The organism is Pontivivens insulae, from assembly GCF_900302495.1.
GTDB lineage: Bacteria > Pseudomonadota > Alphaproteobacteria > Rhodobacterales > Rhodobacteraceae > Pontivivens > Pontivivens insulae.
On record NZ_OMKW01000004.1, the window covers coordinates 217,385 to 239,267 of the forward strand.

General features: G+C 60.4%; 17 protein-coding genes. 6 read left to right on the top strand and 11 right to left on the bottom strand.

What is annotated here, in order from left to right; translation table 11 throughout:
* Positions 1-12 precede the first annotated feature (12 nt).
* The 3 genes from POI8812_RS15160 (at position 13) to clpA (ending at position 7,930) form a co-directional block, all read left to right on the top strand.
* The gene (locus POI8812_RS15160; RefSeq protein ID WP_108783452.1) at positions 13-1,752 is read left to right on the top strand and encodes an acyl-CoA dehydrogenase; all 1,740 of its coding nucleotides are present in this window, start codon (positions 13-15) and stop codon (positions 1,750-1,752) included.
* 187 nt (positions 1,753-1,939) lie between these two features.
* The gene (gene pyc / locus POI8812_RS15165; RefSeq protein ID WP_108783453.1) at positions 1,940-5,383 is read left to right on the top strand and encodes a pyruvate carboxylase; all 3,444 of its coding nucleotides are present in this window, start codon (positions 1,940-1,942) and stop codon (positions 5,381-5,383) included.
* A 219-nt stretch (positions 5,384-5,602) separates the two neighbouring features.
* Positions 5,603-7,930, top strand: a complete 2,328-nt coding sequence (clpA, locus tag POI8812_RS15170; protein ID WP_108783454.1) for an ATP-dependent Clp protease ATP-binding subunit ClpA — start codon at positions 5,603-5,605, stop codon at positions 7,928-7,930.
* Positions 7,931-8,004: 74 nt separating this feature from the next.
* On the opposite strand, the gene POI8812_RS15175 is transcribed toward clpA, so the two are convergent.
* Both POI8812_RS15175 and POI8812_RS15180 read right to left on the bottom strand, forming a co-directional pair.
* Complete coding sequence (locus tag POI8812_RS15175; protein WP_108783455.1) at positions 8,005-9,816, bottom strand: peptidoglycan -binding protein; 1,812 nt, start codon at positions 9,814-9,816, stop codon at positions 8,005-8,007.
* Positions 9,816-10,934: a biopolymer transporter ExbB gene (locus tag POI8812_RS15180; protein WP_108783775.1), complete on the bottom strand. Its 1,119-nt coding sequence runs from the start codon at positions 10,932-10,934 to the stop codon at positions 9,816-9,818. The genes POI8812_RS15175 and POI8812_RS15180 overlap by 1 nt, the downstream gene beginning before the upstream one ends.
* A gap of 178 nt (positions 10,935-11,112) precedes the next feature.
* Between POI8812_RS15180 and POI8812_RS15185 the strand changes: the two genes are divergently transcribed.
* Positions 11,113-12,246 carry a LysM peptidoglycan-binding domain-containing protein gene (locus POI8812_RS15185; RefSeq protein ID WP_108783456.1) on the top strand — a complete coding sequence of 378 codons (1,134 nt, stop codon included), beginning with the start codon at positions 11,113-11,115 and terminating at the stop codon, positions 12,244-12,246.
* A 2-nt stretch (positions 12,247-12,248) separates the two neighbouring features.
* Here POI8812_RS15185 and POI8812_RS15190 read toward each other — a convergent pair whose 3' ends face one another.
* The gene (locus tag POI8812_RS15190; protein WP_245895443.1) at positions 12,249-12,797 is read right to left on the bottom strand and encodes a gamma-glutamylcyclotransferase; all 549 of its coding nucleotides are present in this window, start codon (positions 12,795-12,797) and stop codon (positions 12,249-12,251) included.
* A 68-nt stretch (positions 12,798-12,865) separates the two neighbouring features.
* Here POI8812_RS15190 and POI8812_RS15195 point away from each other — a divergent pair, with 68 nt between their 5' ends.
* On the top strand, positions 12,866-13,885 hold the full coding sequence (locus tag POI8812_RS15195) for a DUF2125 domain-containing protein (protein ID WP_162844980.1): 1,020 nt from the start codon (positions 12,866-12,868) through the stop codon (positions 13,883-13,885).
* Here the strand turns inward: POI8812_RS15195 and POI8812_RS15200 are convergent.
* The 8 genes from POI8812_RS15200 to rsmI all read right to left on the bottom strand — a co-directional run bounded on the left by POI8812_RS15200 (position 13,873) and on the right by rsmI (position 20,535).
* Complete coding sequence (locus POI8812_RS15200) at positions 13,873-14,508, bottom strand: extensin-like domain-containing protein (RefSeq protein ID WP_108783458.1); 636 nt, start codon at positions 14,506-14,508, stop codon at positions 13,873-13,875. The two genes, POI8812_RS15195 and POI8812_RS15200, sit on opposite strands and share 13 nt — an antisense overlap.
* Positions 14,505-15,425 carry a prephenate/arogenate dehydrogenase family protein gene (locus POI8812_RS15205; protein ID WP_108783459.1) on the bottom strand — a complete coding sequence of 307 codons (921 nt, stop codon included), beginning with the start codon at positions 15,423-15,425 and terminating at the stop codon, positions 14,505-14,507. The genes POI8812_RS15200 and POI8812_RS15205 overlap by 4 nt, the downstream gene beginning before the upstream one ends.
* The gene (gene hisC / locus POI8812_RS15210; RefSeq protein ID WP_108783460.1) at positions 15,422-16,513 is read right to left on the bottom strand and encodes a histidinol-phosphate transaminase; all 1,092 of its coding nucleotides are present in this window, start codon (positions 16,511-16,513) and stop codon (positions 15,422-15,424) included. Before hisC ends, POI8812_RS15205 begins: the two co-directional genes overlap by 4 nt.
* Before the next feature lie 36 nt (positions 16,514-16,549).
* Positions 16,550-17,494, bottom strand: coding sequence for an alpha/beta hydrolase (locus POI8812_RS15215; protein WP_108783461.1), 945 nt, complete (start codon positions 17,492-17,494; stop codon positions 16,550-16,552).
* Positions 17,495-17,496: 2 nt separating this feature from the next.
* Complete coding sequence (gene gshB / locus POI8812_RS15220; protein ID WP_108783462.1) at positions 17,497-18,447, bottom strand: glutathione synthase; 951 nt, start codon at positions 18,445-18,447, stop codon at positions 17,497-17,499.
* A gap of 122 nt (positions 18,448-18,569) precedes the next feature.
* Positions 18,570-19,163: a BON domain-containing protein gene (locus POI8812_RS15225; RefSeq protein ID WP_108783463.1), complete on the bottom strand. Its 594-nt coding sequence runs from the start codon at positions 19,161-19,163 to the stop codon at positions 18,570-18,572.
* Positions 19,164-19,180: 17 nt separating this feature from the next.
* Positions 19,181-19,633: a YraN family protein gene (locus tag POI8812_RS15230; protein ID WP_108783464.1), complete on the bottom strand. Its 453-nt coding sequence runs from the start codon at positions 19,631-19,633 to the stop codon at positions 19,181-19,183.
* A 53-nt stretch (positions 19,634-19,686) separates the two neighbouring features.
* On the bottom strand, positions 19,687-20,535 hold the full coding sequence (gene rsmI / locus POI8812_RS15235; RefSeq protein ID WP_108783465.1) for a 16S rRNA (cytidine(1402)-2'-O)-methyltransferase: 849 nt from the start codon (positions 20,533-20,535) through the stop codon (positions 19,687-19,689).
* Between the two features lie 117 nt (positions 20,536-20,652).
* Here rsmI and POI8812_RS15240 point away from each other — a divergent pair, with 117 nt between their 5' ends.
* Positions 20,653-21,879 (top strand): penicillin-binding protein activator, encoded by a 1,227-nt coding sequence (locus tag POI8812_RS15240; protein ID WP_108783466.1) that lies wholly within the window; start codon positions 20,653-20,655, stop codon positions 21,877-21,879.
* Positions 21,880-21,883: the final 4 nt, after the last annotated feature.

Below are 21,883 nucleotides of genomic sequence, written 5' to 3' on the forward strand. Positions count from 1 at the left end.
GGAGACGACGATATGCCCAACATCCTGAATGCTCGCGACATAGATTTCCTGATGGATGACGTGTTTGGTCTGGCCGATATTCTGTCCCATCCCCTCTATGCTGATCATGATCGCGAAGGCTGTGCGCAAATCCTGCAAACGGCGGAAAAGCTCGCCGAGGATCTGTTTCAGCCCTTTGCAGCCAAGGCGGATGCGAACGAGCCATGGCTTGAGGACGGCGTGGCGCATGTCATTCCCGAGACGGAGACGGCGTTGAAAGCCTATGCCGAGGCTGGCTTTCCAGCCGCAGGGTTTGCACAGGCTGATGGCGGCATGCAGCTGCCTTATATCGTCGGGCAGGCTGCGGCGGGGTGGTTCGTTGCGGCCAATTGCGGGTTTGCCGCCTATCCGTTCCTTTCCGCAGCGGCGGGCAATCTGCTGGCGGCCTATGGAACAGATGAGCAGAAGTCGAAATACCTCACACCGCTTGTCGAGGGGCGGGCCTTTGGCACGATGTGTCTGAGCGAACCGCATGCAGGGTCGAGTCTTGGCGACATTCGCACCCGTGCCGAGCGGCAGCAGGACGGCTCTTTCCGGTTGTTCGGCTCAAAGATGTGGATTTCTGGCGGGGATCACGAGATGGGGGAGAACATCTTTCATCTCGTTCTGGCGAAGATCCCCGGTGGGCCGGCAGGCACGAAGGGGATCAGCCTGTTCCTTGTGCCACGCAGACTTGAGGATGGATCGCGTAACGATGTCGCGACGGCAGGGCTCAATCACAAGATGGGATATCGCGGCACGACGAACTGTGCGCTCAACTTTGGCGAGCATGACGGTGCGGTGGGCTGGCTGGTTGGCGACGAAAATCGCGGCCTAAATGCGATGTTCCACATGATGAATGAAGCGCGCACCGGTGTTGGGCATGGCGCCGCCGTTATGGGTGTGTCCGGCTACTTGCATGCCCTTGCCTATGCGAAGGATCGCACACAAGGGCGCGCGGTGGATGAGCGTGACCCGACCTCGCCAATGATCCCGCTAATTGAACATGCTGATATACGGCGCCAGTTGATGCAAGCGCGCGCTTATGCTGAGGGGTCACTCGCTCTTTCAATGTATGCGGCGAGCCTCGTTGATCGGGAGCGGATGGACGACAAGACGGCCACCCAGTTGCTTGCCATCCTCACGCCGATCATCAAGAGCTGGCCTTCCGAATTCGCCTTGCGCGCCAACGATATCGCTATCCAGATCCATGGTGGGTACGGGTACACGCGGGATTATCCCGTGGAACGTCTTTACCGCGACAATCGTCTCAACCCGATCCACGAGGGGACTAAGGGCATTCAGGGAATGGATCTGCTCGGTCGCAAGGTTGTGCAGGATGGCGGTGCGCCGCTGCGTGCCCTCTCGGGCGAAATTGGCACCACGTTATCGGCAGCAGACGCTTTTCCCGAAGAACGGGATCAGTTGGCCGTGCTGTTAGAGCGTGTTGGCGAGGTGACGCTGGCGATGGCCAGTGCGGCTATGACTGACCCGAAAGCCTATCTGGCGAATGCGACCATCTATCTCGACATGCTTGGACATGTCGTTGTCGCATGGCTGTGGCTGCGACAGGCAATTGCGGTCCGCGATCATAGTGACACGGATTTTGCCGCAGGAAAGGTCACGACGATGCGGTATTTCTTTCGCTACGAATTGCCGGTGACCGGGCCGCAACTTGATCTGCTGGCAGAGTTGGACCGCACGTGTCTAGAGGCCGAGGCAACCCAGTTTTAGACTTGTGCGCTGCGGTGCAAGTTTTTGCGCCGCAATATAATTGCGGGAATCGACGCCTGAAGCGACGATCCCGAAATTTGGGGGGTGGATTCCAGCGCGGTCCACGTCCTACCCGCTATTGCGTATTGTGACAGTAATTTTGCCACGCTAACACTTCGCCAACGCGACCCCCTGACCGGAGGGCCCCATGGCTGACTTCCAGAAAATCCTGATTGCCAACCGCGGCGAGATTGCGATCCGCATCATGCGCGCCGCCAATGAAATGGGCAAAAAGACGGTGGCCGTCTTTGCCGAAGAGGACAAACTTGGCCTCCATCGGTTCAAGGCGGACGAGGCCTACCGCATCGGAGAGGGGCTGGGACCTGTCGCAGCCTATCTGAGCATTGATGAGATCATTCGCGTGGCAAAGCTGTCTGGCGCAGATGCGATCCACCCGGGATATGGCCTTCTGTCTGAGAACCCGGACTTCGTGGATGCCTGTGTGGCAAATGGGATCACCTTCATCGGACCGAAGGCGGAAACGATGCGCGCGTTGGGTGACAAGGCAAGCGCGCGCCGCGTGGCGATGGAGGCGGGGGTTCCCGTCGTTCCCGCCACAGAGGTTCTGCCGGATGATATGGATGAAGTACGCCGCATGGCGGACGAGGTCGGCTATCCCTTCATGTTGAAGGCCAGCTGGGGCGGCGGTGGCCGGGGGATGCGCCCGATCATGCACGCGGATGAGTTGGAGGACATGGTCCTTGCCGGCCGGCGGGAGGCTGAGGCAGCCTTCGGCAATGGTGAGGGCTATCTGGAAAAACTTGTCCAGCATGCCCGCCATGTCGAGGTCCAGATCCTCGGCGACAAGCACGGCAACATCTATCACCTTTATGAGCGGGACTGCTCTGTCCAACGCCGCAACCAAAAGGTCGTGGAGCGGGCACCTGCGCCCTACCTCTCCGCAACGCAGCGTGAGCAGCTGTGCGAGCTGGGCCGCAAAATCTGCGCCCATGTGAATTACGAGTGCGCGGGCACGGTCGAGTTCTTGATGGATATGGATTCGGGTGAATTCTACTTCATCGAGGTGAACCCCCGCGTGCAGGTTGAGCACACCGTGACCGAGGAAGTCACCGGCATCGACATTGTGCGTGCGCAAATCCTGATCGCCGAGGGCAAGAGCCTTACGGAAGCGACGGGTGTTGCGTCTCAATATGACGTAAAGCTCGACGGCCATGCGCTGCAATGTCGGGTTACGACCGAGGACCCGCAAAACAACTTCATTCCCGATTATGGCCGGATCACCACCTATCGTTCGGCCACCGGCATGGGCATCCGCTTGGATGGCGGTACGGCCTATTCCGGCGCTGTGATCACCCGCTATTACGACTCTCTGCTGACCAAGGTGACGGCCTGGGCGCCCACACCGGACGCGGCGATCCGGCGGATGGACCGCGCGTTGCGGGAGTTTCGTATTCGCGGGGTGGCCACGAACATCGCGTTTGTGGAGAATTTGCTCCAGCACCCGACTTTCCTGAACAACACCTATACGACGAAGTTCATCGACACGACGCCCGAGCTGTTCGAGTTTGAGCAGCGTCAGGACCGGGCGACGAAGATTCTGACGTATATCGCGGATATCACCGTCAACGGCCACCCGGACGTAGATGGACGGCCGAAACCGCCCGCGCATGCGCGTTTGCCAAAAGCACCGAAAGCCCCTGTTGATGCACCGCCCGCAGGTACGCGCCAGATCCTCGAAGCAGAAGGGGCAAAAGGCGTCGCGGACTGGATGCTGGCGCAGGATCGCCTGTTGCTCACTGATACGACCATGCGCGATGGCCACCAGTCGCTTCTGGCGACCCGCATGCGCTCGAATGACATGATCGCGATCGCGCCGACCTATGCGCACCAGCTTTCCGAGCTGTTCTCGGTTGAATGCTGGGGCGGCGCGACCTTCGATGTGGCCTACCGCTTCTTGCAGGAATGCCCTTGGCAGCGGTTGCGCGACATCCGCAAGAACATGCCCAACATCATGACGCAGATGCTGCTGCGTGCCTCAAACGGTGTGGGATACACGAACTACCCCGACAACGTTGTCCAAGCCTTCGTCAAGCAGGCCGCCGAGACCGGCGTGGACGTGTTCCGTGTGTTCGACAGCCTCAATTGGGTCGAGAACATGCGCGTCGCCATGGACGCCGTGATCGAGAGTGGGAAGGTCTGCGAAGGCACAATCTGCTACACAGGCGACATTCTCGACGCGGATCGCGCGAAGTATGACCTGAAATACTATGTCGAGATGGGCAAGGCGCTGCGCGATGGCGGGGCGCATGTGATCGGCCTTAAAGACATGGCGGGTCTGCTCAAGCCTGCGGCGGCGCGGGTGCTGGTGAAGGCGCTGAAGGAAGAGGTCGGGCTGCCGATCCACTTCCACACGCATGACACGTCTGGCATTTCTGGCGCGACCGTGCTGGCCGCTGCCGAAGCCGGTGTAGATGCGGCCGATGCGGCGATGGATGCGTTCTCCGGCCTCACCGCCCAGCCGCCCCTTGGCTCTATCGTTGAAGCGCTCGCCAACACCGATCGCGATACCGGGCTGGACCGCAAGGCGCTGCGCGAAATCTCCGAATATTGGGAGAATGTGCGCGATCAATATGCGGCCTTTGAGACGACCATGAAATCCGGCTCGTCCGAGGTTTGGCTGCATGAGATGCCCGGCGGACAGTTCACCAACCTCAAGGCGCAAGCGCGCAGCCTGGGGCTGGAGGACCGCTGGCACGAGATTGCTCAGGCCTATGCGGATGCCAACCAGATGTTCGGCGATATCGTGAAGGTTACGCCGTCCTCGAAGGTTGTCGGTGATATGGCGCTGATGATGGTCAGCCAGAACCTCACCCGCGCGCAGGTCGAAGATCCCAAGGTGGATGTGGCCTTCCCGGACTCGGTCGTGGACATGATGCGCGGAAATCTGGGCCAACCTCCCGGTGGCTGGCCCAAGAAGCTGCAAAAGAAGGTGCTGAAGGGGGAGAAAGCCTCAACCGAACGGCCCGGCGCGCATTTGCCTCCCGTCGATCTGGAAGCCACGCGTGCTGATCTGTCTGGCCAGTTGAACGGCTTTGCTGTCGATGACGAGGATCTTAACGGTTACCTGATGTATCCGAAAGTCTTCCTCGACTATATGGGCCGTCACCGGACCTATGGCCCGGTGCGTATCCTGCCGACGAATGTGTACTTCTATGGTATGGAGCCGGGTCAGGAAATTCAGCCTGAGCTTGATGCCGGCAAGACGCTCATCGTGCGCCTGCAGGCCATTGGCGAGACCACTGAAGATGGTGACGTGAAAGTCTTCTTCGAGCTGAACGGTCAGCCGCGCGTTATCCGCGTGGCAGATCGCAAGGCGGCCGCAAGTTCGGCGAAACGGCCAAAGGCAGAGCTTGGCAACGCCGACCATGTTGCAGCCCCCATGCCAGGCGTGATCGCGTCGGTGGCTGTCACCGTCGGTCAAAAGGTGACCGCGGGCGACATGCTGCTCACCATCGAGGCGATGAAGATGGAAACGGCGATCCATGCCGATCGCGACGGTGTCATCGCCCAGATCCACGCGCCAGCCAGCAGCCAGGTCGATGCCAAAGACCTGCTGATCGAGTTCGGCTGATCTGATCAGGCCCGCCCCCTTGACAGGGGCGGGCCGCATTCCCAATTCCCCTCATCCGGTAAGTGATCCACTCGCGGCGCGTCAATTTCGCGCGAAATAGGTGAATCACGACGTTCTGCCCTTGATTGATTGGGCCTGAACCCGAAATGTTATGAGAGGCACTATGTTGTGCCTGCCCGACGCGGGTGACGGCGTCGGCTGTATGAGAGGATTTGCGGTATGCCATCATTTTCTAACACCCTCGAAACCGCAATTCACGAAGCTCTGTCTCAGGCGAATGCGCGTAAGCATGAACTGGCAACGCTGGAGCATCTGCTGCTTGCTTTGATTGATGAGCCTGACGCGGCGCGCGTGATGACGGCCTGTTCGGTCGATCTGGAACGGCTGCGCACCACACTCGTGAATTTCCTGGATGAAGAGCTCGACGCCCTTGTCTCTGACATCGAAGGGTCGGAAGCTGCGCCGACAACCGGGTTCCAGCGTGTGATCCAACGCGCAGCGATCCATGTGCAAAGTTCTGGCCGGACGGAAGTGACCGGTGCCAACGTGCTGGTCGCGATCTTTGCTGAGCGTGAGAGCCACGCGGCCTATTTCCTGCAAGAGCAGGACATGACGCGTTATGATGCGGTCAACTATATCTCGCACGGTGTTGCCAAGGACCCCGCGCATTCTGACAGCCGCCCGGTTTTGGGTGCCGAAGACACGTCGGAGGAAGAGCAGCGTGGTGCAAACGGCCAGGGCGGTAAGGAAGAGACCGCGCTTGAGAAATACTGTGTCGATCTGAACGCGAAGGCCCGCCTTGGCGATGTCGATCCGCTGATCGGGCGTGCAGATGAGGTTGAGCGTTGCATTCAGGTGCTGTGCCGCCGTCGCAAGAACAACCCGCTCTTGGTCGGTGATCCCGGTGTCGGCAAGACGGCAATTGCTGAAGGTCTTGCGCGCAAGATTGTTGACGGCCAAACGCCGAAGGTTCTGGCGGATGCAACGATCTATTCGCTGGATATGGGCGCGCTGCTTGCGGGCACCCGCTATCGCGGTGATTTCGAGGAGCGGCTGAAGGCCGTGATGAAGGAGCTCGAGGATCACCCTGACGCGGTGCTCTTCATTGATGAGATTCACACCGTGATTGGTGCGGGCGCGACGTCGGGCGGCGCGATGGACGCCTCCAATCTGCTGAAGCCCGCGCTTCAGAATGGTGGCCTGCGCTGCATGGGATCCACGACCTATAAGGAATACCGTCAGCACTTCGAAAAGGATCGCGCCCTCTCCCGCCGGTTCCAGAAGATCGATGTGAAAGAGCCGACCGTTGATGATGCGGTGAAGATCCTGCGCGGTCTGAAGCCGATCTTCGAAGAGCATCACGAGATCCGCTACACCGCCGAGGCGATCAAGTCAGCTGTGGAACTCGCCGCGCGCTATATTCATGACCGCAAGCTGCCGGACAAAGCGATCGACGTGATCGACGAGGCGGGCGCGGCGCAACACCTGCTGCCCGACAGCAAGCGGCGCAAGACGATCACCGCCAAAGAGATTGAGGCTGTGGTCGCGAAAATTGCGCGCATCCCGCCGAAGAACGTCTCGAAAGATGACGCTGAGGTGCTCAAGGATCTGGAAGCCTCGCTCAAGCGGGTGGTGTTCGGACAGGATGCGGCGATCGAGGCACTCAGCTCTGCGATCAAGCTCAGCCGTGCGGGTTTGCGCGAGCCGGAAAAGCCCATCGGAAACTACCTGTTCGCGGGTCCAACCGGTGTCGGTAAGACTGAGGTGGCCAAGCAGCTTGCCGATACGCTTGGCGTGGAACTGCTGCGCTTCGACATGTCGGAATACATGGAGAAGCATGCCGTTTCGCGCCTGATCGGTGCGCCTCCGGGCTATGTCGGCTTCGACCAGGGCGGTTTGTTGACCGATGGCGTGGACCAGCATCCACATTGTGTTCTGCTGCTCGATGAGATCGAGAAAGCCCACCCCGACGTCTACAACATCCTGTTGCAGGTGATGGACCACGGTAAGCTCACCGACCACAACGGCCGCACGGTGGATTTCCGCAATGTCGTGTTGATCATGACATCGAATGCGGGGGCTTCCGAGCTTGCCAAAACCGCGATGGGCTTTGGCCGCGAGCGTCGCGAGGGCGAGGATACCGCTGCAATCGAACGGACGTTTACACCGGAATTCCGCAACCGTCTGGATGCGATCATTTCGTTTGGCGCTCTGCCGAAAGACGTCATTTTGCAGGTGGTCGAGAAGTTCGTGCTTCAGCTTGAGGCGCAGCTTATGGATCGCAACGTGACCATCGAATTGACCAAGCCTGCTGCCGAGTGGCTGGCCAACAAAGGTTATGATGACAAGATGGGCGCGCGTCCGCTGGGCCGCGTGATCCAGGAGCACATCAAGAAGCCATTGGCAGAGGAGTTGCTGTTCGGAAAGTTGGCCAAGGGTGGCGTTGTGCGCGTCTCCGTCCGCGATGGAGAACTGGTCCTCGACATGTCGGAGGATGGCAAGAGATTGTCATCTGATGATCGGCCACCGCTACTGACAGCGAAGTAATCTAAAAGGGCGTCCTGCGGGGCGCCCTTTTTGCATCAGCTATTGTGGTTCCCAAACGATGAAGGGCCACGGTCTTAGCGTTCAGTAAACTTCAACTCGATGCGGCGGTTGCGGGCCAATGCCTCTGCGCTGCGGCCTTCGTCCACGGGCTGGAATTCCCCAAATCCGGCCGCGGAGAGTCGCTGCGGGGCGATGCCCTCGACCTCGGCCAAGTAGCGCACGACGGATAGTGCCCGCGCTTGGCTGAGCTCCCAGTTGTCCGCATATGCAGAGGCGCGCCCAACCGGAATGCGGTCGGTATGCCCGTTGACCTGAAGGATCCAGTTAATGTCTTCGGGGATCTCATCCACGATCGACTGGATCACACGTGCGACCTGTGTGATCTGCTGGCGTCCGTCAAAACCAAGATCGGCGGAGCCGGGTTCAAAGAGCACCTCGGATGAGAAAACGAAGCGGTCCCCGACGACGCGTACCCCGTCTTGCCCCTCCAGAAGATCGCGCATTCGACCGAAGAATTCTGACCGATACGCGCGCAGCTGTTCAGCTTCGCTTTCGAGTGCCTCCGCCCTGCGGCGTTGCTCTGCCGCCACCTGTGCCAGCGCGGTATTGAGCTGACTGCCCAAAGCCTCGATCTGCACCTGATTGGCTTCATCACGTTCCGCGGCCTCGTCCAAGAGGGCCTGAAGCTGCGCCAACTGGCGGCGCAATGTCGCTGTCTGACTGTTGAGTAAGGCAATTTCGCGCCGGGCCTCGGCGCTCGCGGTGCGTTCTTCGCTCAGCAAGCGGTTCGCCTGTTGCAGCAGGCCGTTCTGGCGCTCCAACTCGCTCTGATCATCGGCACGCGCTTGCTCGGTCAGTGTGCGGGCCTGTTCGGCGGCGGCCAACAGGGTCAAAGTGTCTTCGGCTTCCTGCCGTGCTTGTTCAAGCGACAGAGTCATGGCCGTCAATTCCGCATCTGACTGGCGCAAGCGTTCCCGCAACCGCTCTGCGGCGGCGGCTTCGGCCAGCCGGGCGGCCTCCTCGTCGCTCAGAGACGTCTCGACGCCCGCGAGGCGCTCTCGCAGCTGGGCCACGGCGGCCTCTTCCCGCAGTCGGGCGGCCTCCTCGGCAGAGAGTTGTGCTTCGGTCTCCGCCAACTGGCTGGACAGTGTCAGGTTCACGCCTTCTTCTTCCGCGAGCGCGGCTGCCAGAGCCGCAAGATCGCTTTCCTGTGCTGCCGTCGTGGTCTGCAGTTCGGCGATCAATTGCTCCAACGCCTCCCGCTGTGCAGCGGCAAGGCGGGCGGCCTCGACACGTTCGTCAATCTCATCGCGCGCTTGTGCCAATGCCAGTTGCAGGGCTTCGGCGCGGCTGATCTCTCTGGCGTTTGCGTCCCGCAGTTGGGCGATCTCCTCTGCGGAGGCGGTCAGACGGTCCTGCTGTTCTGCGACCTGTTCCGTCAGCTCACCCGCCCGCGTGCGCGACGCGATCAATGCTGCATCAAGGTCGGAGTTTTGTGCGAGAAGGCTTGCGACCTGCTCCTCAAAGCTTGAAATGCGCCCCTGCGCATCCTCAACCTGCGCTTCCAGCGTCGCGATCATCAGCGCACGGCTTGCGGCGAGCTCTTCGGACTGATCCAGATCGCTGCTCAACTGCGAGACGTTCTCTTCCAGATCTGCGGTGAGGCGTTGTTCGATGCCCAAAGCCTCGGCCAAAGATGACAGCTCGACCGAAAGTTCTTCCAGTCTGCGATCCTGACCGGTGATGGTCTCTTGCAGCACAAATTGCATCACCATGAAGATCGTCAGAACGAACATCAAAACCAAGAGCAGAGCCGTCATCGCATCGACGAATCCGGGCCAAATATTGGCGGTGAACCGCTCCCCTGTCCGACGTTTGAGCGCCATCAGCTATCTCGCAGTGCCGCTGTCAGCGCAGCGATCTCAGCACGAATTTCCGTGACGCTGTCCTGACGGCCTGCGGCAAGCTCTTCCAGAAGGCGTAGCAATTGCCCGTCAATACTACGCAGGCGGGCACGCGTTTCTTCGTCCAGCGCGCCTGCGGATTGCGCCTGTGCTTCGACAGCGGCGATCAGGCGTTCTTGACCACCAGCGATCTGTTGCAGGGCTGGATCCGGGCCACGTTGGGTACCTGCGGCCAATCCCTCAACAACGCTGACAAGTTGAGCGAGGCGGGCATCGGTTTCTGCGCGCCGCTCTTCTGCGCGCTGCATGATCTCCGCGAGGTTGCCAAGATCGGCGCCCGCACCAGCGGCAACCGTCTCCCCTTCGGCATTCGTAACGCCAATCCGGGTGATGGAGCTGAGCCATTCTTCCAGTTCCATGTAGAACCGGTTTTGCCCGTGACCGGCAAAGAGTTCGAGCAGGCCCACGACCAACGATCCGGCCAAGCCCAGCAAGGACGACGCGAAGGCCGTGCCCATGCCGCCAAGCTGGCTCTCAAGACCGCTCATCAGGCGTTCGAAGACAGCGATACCTTCCTCCTCCCCTTGCGGGGCGAGGGACCGGATCGTCTCAACAACGGCGGGAACTGTCGTTGCAAGGCCGTAGAAGGTGCCGAGCAAGCCGAGGAAAATCAAAAGGTTGATGATGTAGCGCGTGATGTCACGGGCTTCATCCAGACGCGTCGCGACAGAGTCGAGGATGGATCGGGATGAATTCGCCGTCAGCCCACGCCGCGCCCGTTGATCCTTTAGCAAGGCTGCGAGCGAGGCAAGAAGGCGCGGCGACTGAACGAATTCATGGCCCGGTCGGTTCAGGGCGAAGCCTTCAATCCAATTTACCGAGCTTACAAGCTGCAAAGCCTGCCAGAAACAGGCCAAGACGCCGATCACGAAGACCAGCATGATGAAGCCATTCAGATAGATATTTGCGAGGAAGACCTGGGCGACCGAGCCGTAGACAAAAAAGCCCCCGATCCCAGTCAGCACCAGAACGAGCACCATCAGCAGGATCTGCCGGATCGGCTGGGAAAATTGAGGTTCCTTTTCGCCGTCGAGCATCATCTGCACGGGCTCCTTCCATTTGTCTTTCATCGGAGACTAACAGCCACGCGCTGCAAACCAACCGCCAAATCGCATGATCCGGGCCGCGCAGCTGCTTTCCTGCCAAGAGGCCGGGGCTTGCGCGTTTGAGTGCAATCGTGTGCAATGACGTTCAAGTCAAGTTTCCAGGGGGATTCCTGTGCGCAGAATCAGTTCTATCGCAGCGTTAGGTGCGCTTTCGGTCCTTTCGCCGCACGTGGCATCGGCCCAGACCGCATGTGAGGCATACACAATTCAGTCCGGCGACACTTTGCGTGCGATCGCAAATCGAGCGGGGGCAGGGTCCTTTCGCGAACTCTATGAACTGAACCGCGCGGTCATCGGTGACAACCCCAACCTGATTGAAGTCGGCGACGTGCTTGAAATGCTGTGTCCGACCTCCGCCGCCGCGACACCTGCTCCTGCTCCTGCACCCGCGCCGCAGCCCGAGCCTGAACCAGAGCCGGAGGAAGAACCGGAGGCGGTGGTTGTCGTTGCGCCGACACCGGAGCCTGAACCAGAGCCCGAGCCGGAACCGGCCTCGATTGAGCCGACTGATGAACCAGACATTCTGTTCGTGACCTATGATGGTAACGCACCCTATTCCGGTGCAAATCTGCCCGGCGGCGGCCTTGCCACGGAATTGCTGGAGACAGCTTACGGGCGCGCCCAACCTGGTGCGGTCGTGGATGTGACCATTGCGCAAGACCAACTGGCCTGGAACATTGGTCTTGGACGTGAGCTCTATGATGTTGGCTTCCCGTCGATCCGACCCAACTGCAACGTTATCGATACGCTGTCCATTGAGATGATCGAGCTTTGCGCGAAGTTCGCGTTCTCTGAGCCCTTCCATGAGATCGCAATGGAGGCTTACACGCTGAACGGAAGCCCGGTTGCTGGGGCTGCCACTGCTGATGACATTCGTGGAACCCGCATCTGCCGCCCGCGTGATTTGTTCACGTTCGATCTGGATGCTGAACGCCTGCCGGGCTCGTCAGGCCAATTGGTGCAGACGGCGACTGCGACGGAGTGCTTCGAGGCGCTGGCGGCAGGCGAAGTTGACATCGTCTCTGTCACGGCCGTCCAGGCGCGCGGAGGTCTGTCTGAGAGCGGTGTCGCCGGCCGTGTGACGGAAGTTCCGGCATTGGAGCGTGGTGTGACACTTCACGCCGTAGCCAATCAGTCAAATCCGCGCGGTGTGACTGCAATTTCGCGCCTCAACCGCGGATTGGCGGAGATGCGTGCAGACGGTGCGTGGTTCCGTATCGTATCGCGCCAGCTGTCAGGCAGCTAACCTTAGCGAAATTCTGACCCGATGCGCCCGGCGACCAGCCGGGCGACATGCTCCAGATCCTCATCAGCGATCTTCTGTGTTCGCAGCGCTTCTACCGTGCCGAAGAGGTAATCGGGGTTTGGACCCATTCCTCCCTCAGCGCCCGAAATGATATCTGCCTGTGCTTCAGCAGTCAGATCGCCGACATACTGGCTGTGTTCGCGGTCCATCACGTAGGTCACGGCTCGGACGATACGGCCATCGGTCAGGCGGACCGGTTGGACGGTCTCAAGGTAGGCACTGGTGACCAGTTCCCGCTCACGCAGGTAGGCCAGTGTTTGTGCTGCACTTTCATCCTCGGCCCGAAATGCAACGCCCAGGCAGTTGGTCCCGGCATGCTCTTCCAGTGCGAGCACAAGGCCGGGGTTTTCGGGCGTTCCACGATGTTCAACCGAACGCATACAGAAAGATCGCTTGAAATCCGAAAGCTCTGCAACCTGCCGCTCCGCATAGGCAAAGCCGGGTTTCCACATCAGTGAACCGTAACCAAATATCCACAAAGGGTCGATCATCGCGCGCTGTCTCCCATGATATGGCGTGCTATAGACCGATGCGAACAGCAGGGCGAGAGGGTATTGTGATGCGGGGCGTGAAGATTCTGGTTGGGCTTTTCGTGGTCGGCTGTCTGGCCTGGGCAGGCTATTGGTGGGTCAATGCAGGGATCCGCAGAACGGCTGTCGAGACTTGGTTTGAGCAGAGGCGGGCCGAGGGCTGGGTCGCAGATTACGAAGAACTCGTCATCACGGGATTTCCAAATCGGGTCGACACCAAGATCTCGGGCCTTGAACTTGCTGATCCGCGCAGCGGCTGGGCTTGGTCTGCGGATGAATTTCAACTGTTGACGCTCAGCTATCAGCCCTTCGCGATCATTGCGGTGTGGCCGGGTGAGCAGCGCTTCTCAACCCCCGGCGGCGGAACGATCTCCGCCGAAGGCCAGCGTTTGCGCGCCTCTCTTGCGGTGACGGCGAATGGTGCGTTTGAGCTTGTCCGCTCGCGCATGGAAGGTCGTGATATCGCGATCCGCTTGCCAGATGGGGAGACGCTGTTCGTCCCGATCCTCGATGCTGCAAGCGACGCACTTGATGCGGATGAGAGCGGTACCGTTCACCGGCTCGGCCTTAACCTTGAAAATGTGGAGCTGTCAGAGGGATTGAAGGCACGATTTGACGCGACGGGTCTGCTGCCGCCTGCAATTTCGGTCGTGCATTTCGACGCGACGGCGACCTTCGACGGTACGGTAAGTCTGCGCACAATCGAACGAGATGCGCCGGAGCTGGCCTCTATTCGCATTGATGATGCATCTGGTGCCTGGGGGGAACTCGACCTGCGCGCATTCGGAGACCTGACCGCCGACGCTCAGGGGCTCGCGGAAGGGGAACTGGACATCCGCGCCCGCAATTGGGAAGCGATGCTTGACCTTGCCGTTGCCAATGGTGCGTTGGATGAGGGAAGCGCGCGCGCAGCACGGTTCGGTCTCGGTCTGCTCGCCTCCAGCAGCGGGGATCGCAACAGCCTTGAGGCGCCCATCACGTTTCGGGACGGGCAAGCGCGATTGGGCCCGTTGCCGATTGGTTCGGCGCCATCGCTTCAGCGGCAATAGGCGTTGCGTCGCGGCGCCATGTCGAGGTGAAAGTGATCGGCATGGGCGTCATTTGCCCCCGGTCCAAGCACGGTTCCAAAGCGCGCGCACGCCGTGTCGAAGAGGTCACGCAACAGGGGCCCATCTTCCGGGTCGTCCCAGCCGTCCAGAACGTTGATGCGGCTATCATCTCCCAAGCGGAACGACGCTATGTCGATGGCGTTCCCCGTCGCGTGTTCTGACAGCCGATCTCCTCCGGCGATGCCACGGCAGACATATCCGCTGATCCCTGCCAGCCCGGTCAATGCCGGTCGCTGTGCGAAGAGGGGGTGCACATCGAACTCCAACCAGTCTGCAAACGTTGACGCAAGGGTGCAGTTTACCGTGGCTGCCGATGAAAGGCTTACCCCTGAAACAGAGGTCAACTGAACCGGAGCCTCGATGCCGCATCCTTCGCGCACTGCCGTGATCTCTGGCGCGATGCGTCCTTGCAGGCGTGGGTCATCGCACAGCTCTCCGATGATCGCCACACGGATTGGTCCGCTTTGTGATGGGCGCGGCTCGGGCAGCGGCGACGTCAGTGGAGCGCTTTGCGCCAAAGCTGCGCTGGCGCTGATCAACCATGCCAGCAGGGCAACTTTCACTCTGGCTTGATCCGCCCGAAATCGGGCGCGTCCGTATCCTGGCCGGCGTCCAGAATGCCACGCCGGATCGCACGCGTCCGCGTGAAATAGTCGTGGAGGTGATCGCCGTCCCCTTTGCGGATCGCGCGTTGCAGGGCAAACAGCTCCTCGGTGAAACGTCCTAAAATCTCCAGCGTGGCCGTTTCATTGTTCAAAAAGACATCACGCCACATCGTCGGGTCAGAGGCCGCAATCCGTGTGAAATCGCGGAAACCCGCTGCGGAATATTTGATGACTTCGGAGTTGGTCACGCGGCGCAGATCGTCAGCAACACCGACCATGGTGTAGGCTATGATATGTGGCACATGTGAGGTGACGGCGAGCACGCGATCATGGTGCTCAGCATCCATCGTCTCGACCTTCGCCCCCATCCCTTGCCAGAATGCGATATACCGCGACAGGTCCTCAGCATCTGTGTCCTCGGGGGGCGTGAGAAGGCAATAGCGGTTCTCATACAGTGTAGCAAAACCTGCCTCGGGGCCCGAATGCTCGGTCCCTGCAAGCGGGTGAGCCGGGATAAATACGACATTATCAGGCAAGTGCGGCGCGACCGCTTCAATCACCGCCGCTTTGACTGAGCCCACATCCGACAGGACTGCACCGGATTTCAGGTGGGGCGCGATGTCTTCTGCGACGGACGCCATTGCGCCAACTGGAACACATAGAATGACCAAATCTGCATCGGCTACGGCCTCTGCCGCGGTCTCAAAAACCTTATCTACCAGACCGATCCGAGCAGCTGTTTCGCGGGTTGCGGCACTGCGGGCGGTTCCTACGACCGTTTGCGCAAGCCCTCGGCGCTTGGCGGCAAGCGCAATTGATCCAGCGATCAGACCCAGCCCGATCAATGCAACCCGATTGTAAAGCGGTGCGCTCATCGCTCAGCCATGAATTGGGTCAGCGTGCGTGCAACGGCGCGCGTGGCACTTTCATCGCCAATCGTGATCCGCAGGCAGCCTGGCAAGTTGTAACCAGATACATCCCGCACAATCAGTCCTTTGGCCTTCAGCGCCATATCCGCAGCGTTTGCCGTGGCTTGATCGGCAAAGCGCACGCACAAAAAATTGCCGTGTGCAGGATCGCTTGGCAGTCCTGCCCGGGAAAGCTCACGCGCAAGCCATTCGCGCCAAATCTCATTCTGGATCACACAATGCTCGGTATATTCCACGTCGCGCACGGCAGCCTCGGCTGCGGCCAGCGCTGGCGAGGCAACATTAAACGGGCCGCGCACACGGTTGAGCACGTCAATAATCTCCGCCGAAGCATAGCCCCACCCCACCCGAAGGGAGCCGAGACCATAAACTTTCGAGAATGTTCTGGTCATGATCACGTTACGCGCCCCATCGACCAGAGCGATGCCCGGATCGTATCCCGGCTCGCGCACGAACTCAGCATAGGCGCCATCGAGGACCAGCACGACATGTGGCGGCAAGCTTCGTGCCAGACGGTCAATTTCGCTTTGCGCGATCAGGGTGCCGGTGGGGTTGTTCGGATTTGCCAGGAAGACAAGGCGCGTGCGCTCCGTCACCGCACCCAGAATAGCGTCTATATCGGTCTTGCGTTCGTCTTCGGGAACAACCACAGGCGTTGCACCGGCGATCCGGCCGTAGATCGAGTACATCGCAAAGCCATGTTCAGTGTGGATCAATTCCGTGCCGGGCCCGGCATAGGCCTGACAGATCAGGCTCAAAATCTCGTCTGATCCCGCGCCGCAAACAATGCGGTCTGCATCCAGCTTGTAGATATCCGCAATCGCGCGGCGCAATGCTGTTTGCCCACCATCGGGATAAGTCGCCAGATCCCCGGCAACCTCCTTGTAGGCTTCAACCGCATTCGGTGAGGGTCCAAGCGGGTTTTCGTTCGACGACAGTTTGATCGGGCGATTGGCACCCGTGCCATGGCCACCATCGCCGCCGACATAGGGCGTTACATCAAGAATTCCGGGCTGTGGCTGCGGCGCAGTCATGGGGCGTCACCTCGAACAATGGGTCGGTGCCCTGTCCTAGCCCGCAGCGTCAGCCATTTCCAGCGCTGACGCCTGCAAATGCCGCCGCAGGAAGGTCGCAGCCTGCGCAATCGCCTCATCAGCCTCAGGAATGCGGTGGTGGAAGTGATGCCAAGCATGTGGCGTGCGGGGCCAAAAGCGCAACTCAACATCCACACCACTGGCACTTAGCCGCGCTGACATTGCACGGGCGTCATCGGCCAGCATCTCAATTTCGCTCGCTTGGATCAGCACGGGGCAACAGCCAGCGAAGCTGCCATGGATCGGGGACGCGCGGGGGTCGTCGGGAGATTGCCCGTCCAGATACCCGGCGGAGGCCTCCACTACGCGTTCGTAGGGCAGCATCGGATCGCGCCTTGCGTTGCTGCTGTAAGTCTCACCGCCCAAGGACAGGTCTGCCCAGGGACTGAACGTCGCCGCAGCGGCTGGGTAAGGTAAATCCTCCGACCCGCACAGATGCAGCAGGGCCAACACCAGACCACCTCCTGCACTGTCGCCTGCAAAGGCGATGTCATGGGCGTGATAGCCGCTCTGCAGCAAGTGACGATAGGCAGCGGCACAATCTTCGATCGCGGCGGGGAAGGGGTGTTCGGGTGCCAGTCGATATTCCGGCAGGAAAACACGCACCCCGCACCGCCGCGCCAATTCGGCTGCGAGGGACCGATGGGTTGCAAGTCCGCCCGCACAATATGCGCCACCATGCAGAAAGAGGATAACCTGACCGCGCGGAGGCGTGCCATGGGTCAACCATTCCGCTTCGATCTTGCCCTCTGGCCCGGTTACCCATGCGGCATTGCGATGCGTTCCAGGAGGGACGTGCAGACTTCTCTCAGCCCGCCGCGCCATCGTCGCCCGCAACTCTCCAACATCCTGCACCTTGGCCAGCCACGGCTTTTCGAAGTTGCGCAGGATGAGGTTGAGTGCGGCCAGACGAAACGACATGGTTAATTGCCCCGTCGCCGCTCGATCGCATCCCAGATTTTCGCGGTGATGTTGGTTTCGTCGAAGCGTTCTAGTTCCTGAATACCGGTTGGGGACGTCACGTTAATCTCTGTCAGCCAATCACCGATCACGTCGATCCCAACAAAAATCTGCCCCTTTTCGCGCAATGTCGGGCCGATTGCTGCGCAGATCTCCCGATCCCGCTCCGTCAGTTCAACCTTCTCGGGGCGCCCGCCGACATGCATGTTGGAGCGTGTTTCACCTTCTGCCGGTACCCGGTTGATGGCACCGACCGGTTCGCCATCCACAAGTATGATCCGCTTGTCGCCGGCACTGACCGCTGGAAGGAACTTTTGCATGATCAACGGCTCACGATTGATCCCACCAAAAAGTTCGTGGAGCGAGGCAAGGTTGCTGTCACCCGGTTTCAGCCGAAACACCCCTGCGCCTCCGTTGCCGTAAAGCGGCTTCAGGATCACATCACCATGGGCCGCCCGGAACGCCTTCAGGGTCTCCAGATCACGGGCGATCAGCGTGGGTGGGGTCAGATCCGGGAATTGTAGGACGAGCAACTTCTCGGGATAGTTGCGCACCCAGGTCGGATCGTTGACGACGAGTGTTTCTGGATGGATGAAGTCCAGCAGATGTGTCGTCGTGATGTAGCCCATGTCAAACGGGGGATCCTGCCGCAGCCACACGACGTCGAACGCGCCCAAGTCACGCCGCTCCATTGGGCCTGCGTCAAAGTGATTGCCGATTTCCCTGCGTAAAGTAACGGCCTGCCCGCGCGCCATGACACGACCTTCTTCCCAACTCAGTTGATCGGGTGTGTAGTAAAAGAGGCTGTGCCCACGCGTTTGCGCCTCCTCCATGATCCGGAAAGAGCTGTCTGCGTTGATATCAACAGCGCCAAGCGGGTCCATTTGCATCGCGACGGAAAGGGATTTGGCCATATTGGGCCTCGCATTTGATCAGGCATTGGGTCCTGCGAGCAGGACGGTTCGCTTCAGCACCTGTGGCGGGGCGGCTACGCTTTCAATAGGCCGTCCCGCACGAAGACGTGCGCGTCTGCGGTTCAAATGCGGCGGCGTGGGTCATCCGCGAACAGCGCATGGCTGACCACTTCGCGCACCCCGGAAACCGACGCCGCGATCTGCGTGATCTTTCGCAACTCCGCCTCGCTCTGCGCGATGCCCATGATATGTGCCACGCTATTCACCACCTCGACATCGTAGTTCAGCAACGAAACATCAGGATCCTGTCCAACGAGCAGACGGATCGAGTTCGCGATGCGCACGTCGGTCGCGATTCCACTGATTGTGCGATCGGCGATTGAGATCTGGTTGGACACGTCGCGAACGTCGCGGACGCCCTGCGCGATCGCGCCTGCGCGTGCTTTCGCGGCCTCATTCGGCACGGCGCCGAGCAGGACGACACGCCCTTCCCAAACAGTCACCGAGACCTGCCGGGACAATTCCGCGCTTTCCTGAAAAAGCGCATCGTTGATCCGCAGGTCGATTTCGACATCTGTCGCCGCTTCGCCGGTCGAGCGGATCTGTGCGGAGGACAACGCGCCAGCGGCAACACCACCGACGAGAACGGGGCCACAGCCTGATGCGAGCAACGCACAGCATAGCGCGATTGTCGCAGTTGAGATTGGTTTGATCATGTCACACCTCTTTCGCCTCAAAAGGGCTGGGCATTCTCTATGATCTGGGTCGCGCCGTGCCTGTCGAGCAGAACGACGTCGAACCGAATGTCAGCATTGGTGCCCATGCCATGCATCAGCATATAGCTTTCCGCAGCACGCTCCAAGCGTGACCATTGCCTTGGCATCACGGAATGTGCGGCTTCTTCGAGACTGCGTCGGGCCTTAACCTCGACAAAGACGGTTGTTGGCCCCTTCGAGACGACGAGGTCGATATCACTTCCGCCATGATCCCGCGGCCCGCGCCATCGGCGGGCAATCACCCGATATCCACGGTTTTCATAAAGACGCGCAGCAGTGTCTTCGGCTGTCAGGCCGGTCTGATAGGCGCACTTGCCTCGGGTGGTCCGATGCGAAGGCTCCACGATCGGCTTTGGCTGGGGGCGGTCGAGCGCTGCAAAGAAATCCAGCTGTCTGCTGTGAAATGACATTTCGGTGCTCCCAACCTCAAACCTCCCTCAGCATTCAAGCAATATCCTAACATTTATCTAACGCGGCCGACCGCGAGCGCCATTTGATAGGCCACTTTGCGCGGGATGCCCGTCTCTTCCTGAATCTGCTGTGCTGCGTCTTTCGTTGAGAGCGTTTTCAGCAACTCTGCAAGCCGGGCCCGGATCGCCGCTTCGTCGACGTCCTGCGTGACGGGTGGACCGACGACGATCACAATTTCGCCTTTTGGCGGGCCCTCTGCGGCGAGTGTCTCTGCAAGCTCTTCCAATGATCCGCGTCGGACCTCCTCAAACTTTTTGGTCAATTCGCGGCAAATCGCGACCTGCCGCTTGCCGCCCAGCCGATCAGCCATTGCGCGCAAGGATGCGGCCAGCCGCTTCGGGCTCTCGTAGAACACCAATGTCGAGGGAACCGCGGCCAGGGCCTGCAAGAAACTGTCGCGAGCCCCGGTCTTGGTCGGTGCGAAGCCTGCGAAATAGAACTGATCCGTTGGGGGGCCTGCCACTGATAAGGCCGCGAGCAAGGCGGAAGCCCCCGGTGCGCTGCGCACGACATGGCCCGCTTCCCGGACGTCGCGCGCAAGGGCATAGCCGGGATCGGCAATCAGGGGTGTTCCCGCATCAGAGGCGTAGGCAACGCTTTTTCCCTCCCCAAGTGCCGCCAGAAGGCGCGGTCGTTGTGCCGCGCCGTTGTGGTCGTGATAGGGAATCATAGGCCGGCCGGCCACCGGCACCCCGTGGATCTCCATCAGCCGACGCAAGGTGCGCGTGTCCTCTGCCGCCAGAACATCGGCCTCGCGCAGGATATCGAGTGCGCGCAACGTGATGTCAGCCGCCGTTCCGATCGGGGTCGCGACGAGATAGAGGGCCGGTTCAAGCGCCATTTCGGCCTCCGAATGGTGGCAATTTTCTACTTTATCGGATCAACTGCTGTTCTATATCGTGCCGAGTAACAATCTTGCCATTCGGCATCGCATTTTAGCAGGATCGGAGACAGCATAATGCGTATTTTGTCCAGCAGCGCCACAACGTTCCTACGGGGGGTCGCCGCAACCATCGCGCTTACCGCCGTGGCGGCGTGTACCGCCCCCGTCGAGACAAGCACCGCCCCGGCGGCCCCCGTGGCCGAACCTGCCCCCGCCATCCTGGCGCCCGGTCAGATTGATCCGAACGGCCCGGTGAACGTGGCCCTGCTGATCCCGTCGGGCGGCGCGGACGCGGAACGCAACGCCCTTGCGCAAAGCCTTGAAAATGCAGCGCGGCTTGCAATCGCAGATGCGCCCGATGTGACCGTCAATTTGCGCACCTATTCAACTGCTGGAGATCCCGCGCGGGCGACACAGGCTGCAAGTCAAGCGATCGTCGAAGGTGCGGACGTCCTGGTCGGGCCTCTGTTCTCTGCATCGGTCGCGGCGGCAGGGCCAATTGCACAGGCCGCCGGCGTGCCCGTTCTCAGCTTCTCGAACAATTCCGCCGTCGCCGGCGCAAATGTCTATGTTCTGGGCAACACGTTTGAGAGCCGCGCCACGCGTCTCTTGTCTTATGCAGCTGCGAATGGTTTGCGCCGCACCGGCATCATTCACACGCAGGATGCGGAAGGAAATGCCGCACTCAATGCGGTGCGCACTGCCGCAAGCAGCACCGGGACGGATCTTGTGGCGACAAGTTCATACCCGCGCTCACGCGACGGTATCCCTGCGGCGGGACAGGCCTTCACCAATGCCATGACCTCAGCGGGCGTCAACAACCTCGTCATGTCGGATAGTGGCGCTGGTTTGGTCTATGCCTCCACATTCCTGCCGTTTCACGGGATGAATATGAGCGAAGTTCAGGTGATCGGCCTGCAAGACCTGTCTGACCGCGCCTTTGCATCCGAGCGGACATTGGAAGGGGCATGGTTCACAACACCGGATGCGGGACGTGCAGCCGCGTTCCAATCGCGCTATACCGCGCGCTATGGCACATCGCCCCACGCGCTTGCGCCGATCGCATATGATGGCATCGCGGTCGTAACAGCACTGATGCAACAGGCCCGTGCCACCGGAAATGTTGACGCATTCGCGGCAACGAATTTGACGAGCCCCAGTGGTTTTACCGGGGTAGAGGGCGCGTTCCGCCTCACGCCGGGGGGCGGCAATGAGCGCGCACTTGCAATTATGGAAGTGACCCGTGACGGACCCCAGCTTGTTGATCCCGCCCCAGGACGTTTCGGAGTCGCCGGTTTCTGACCCG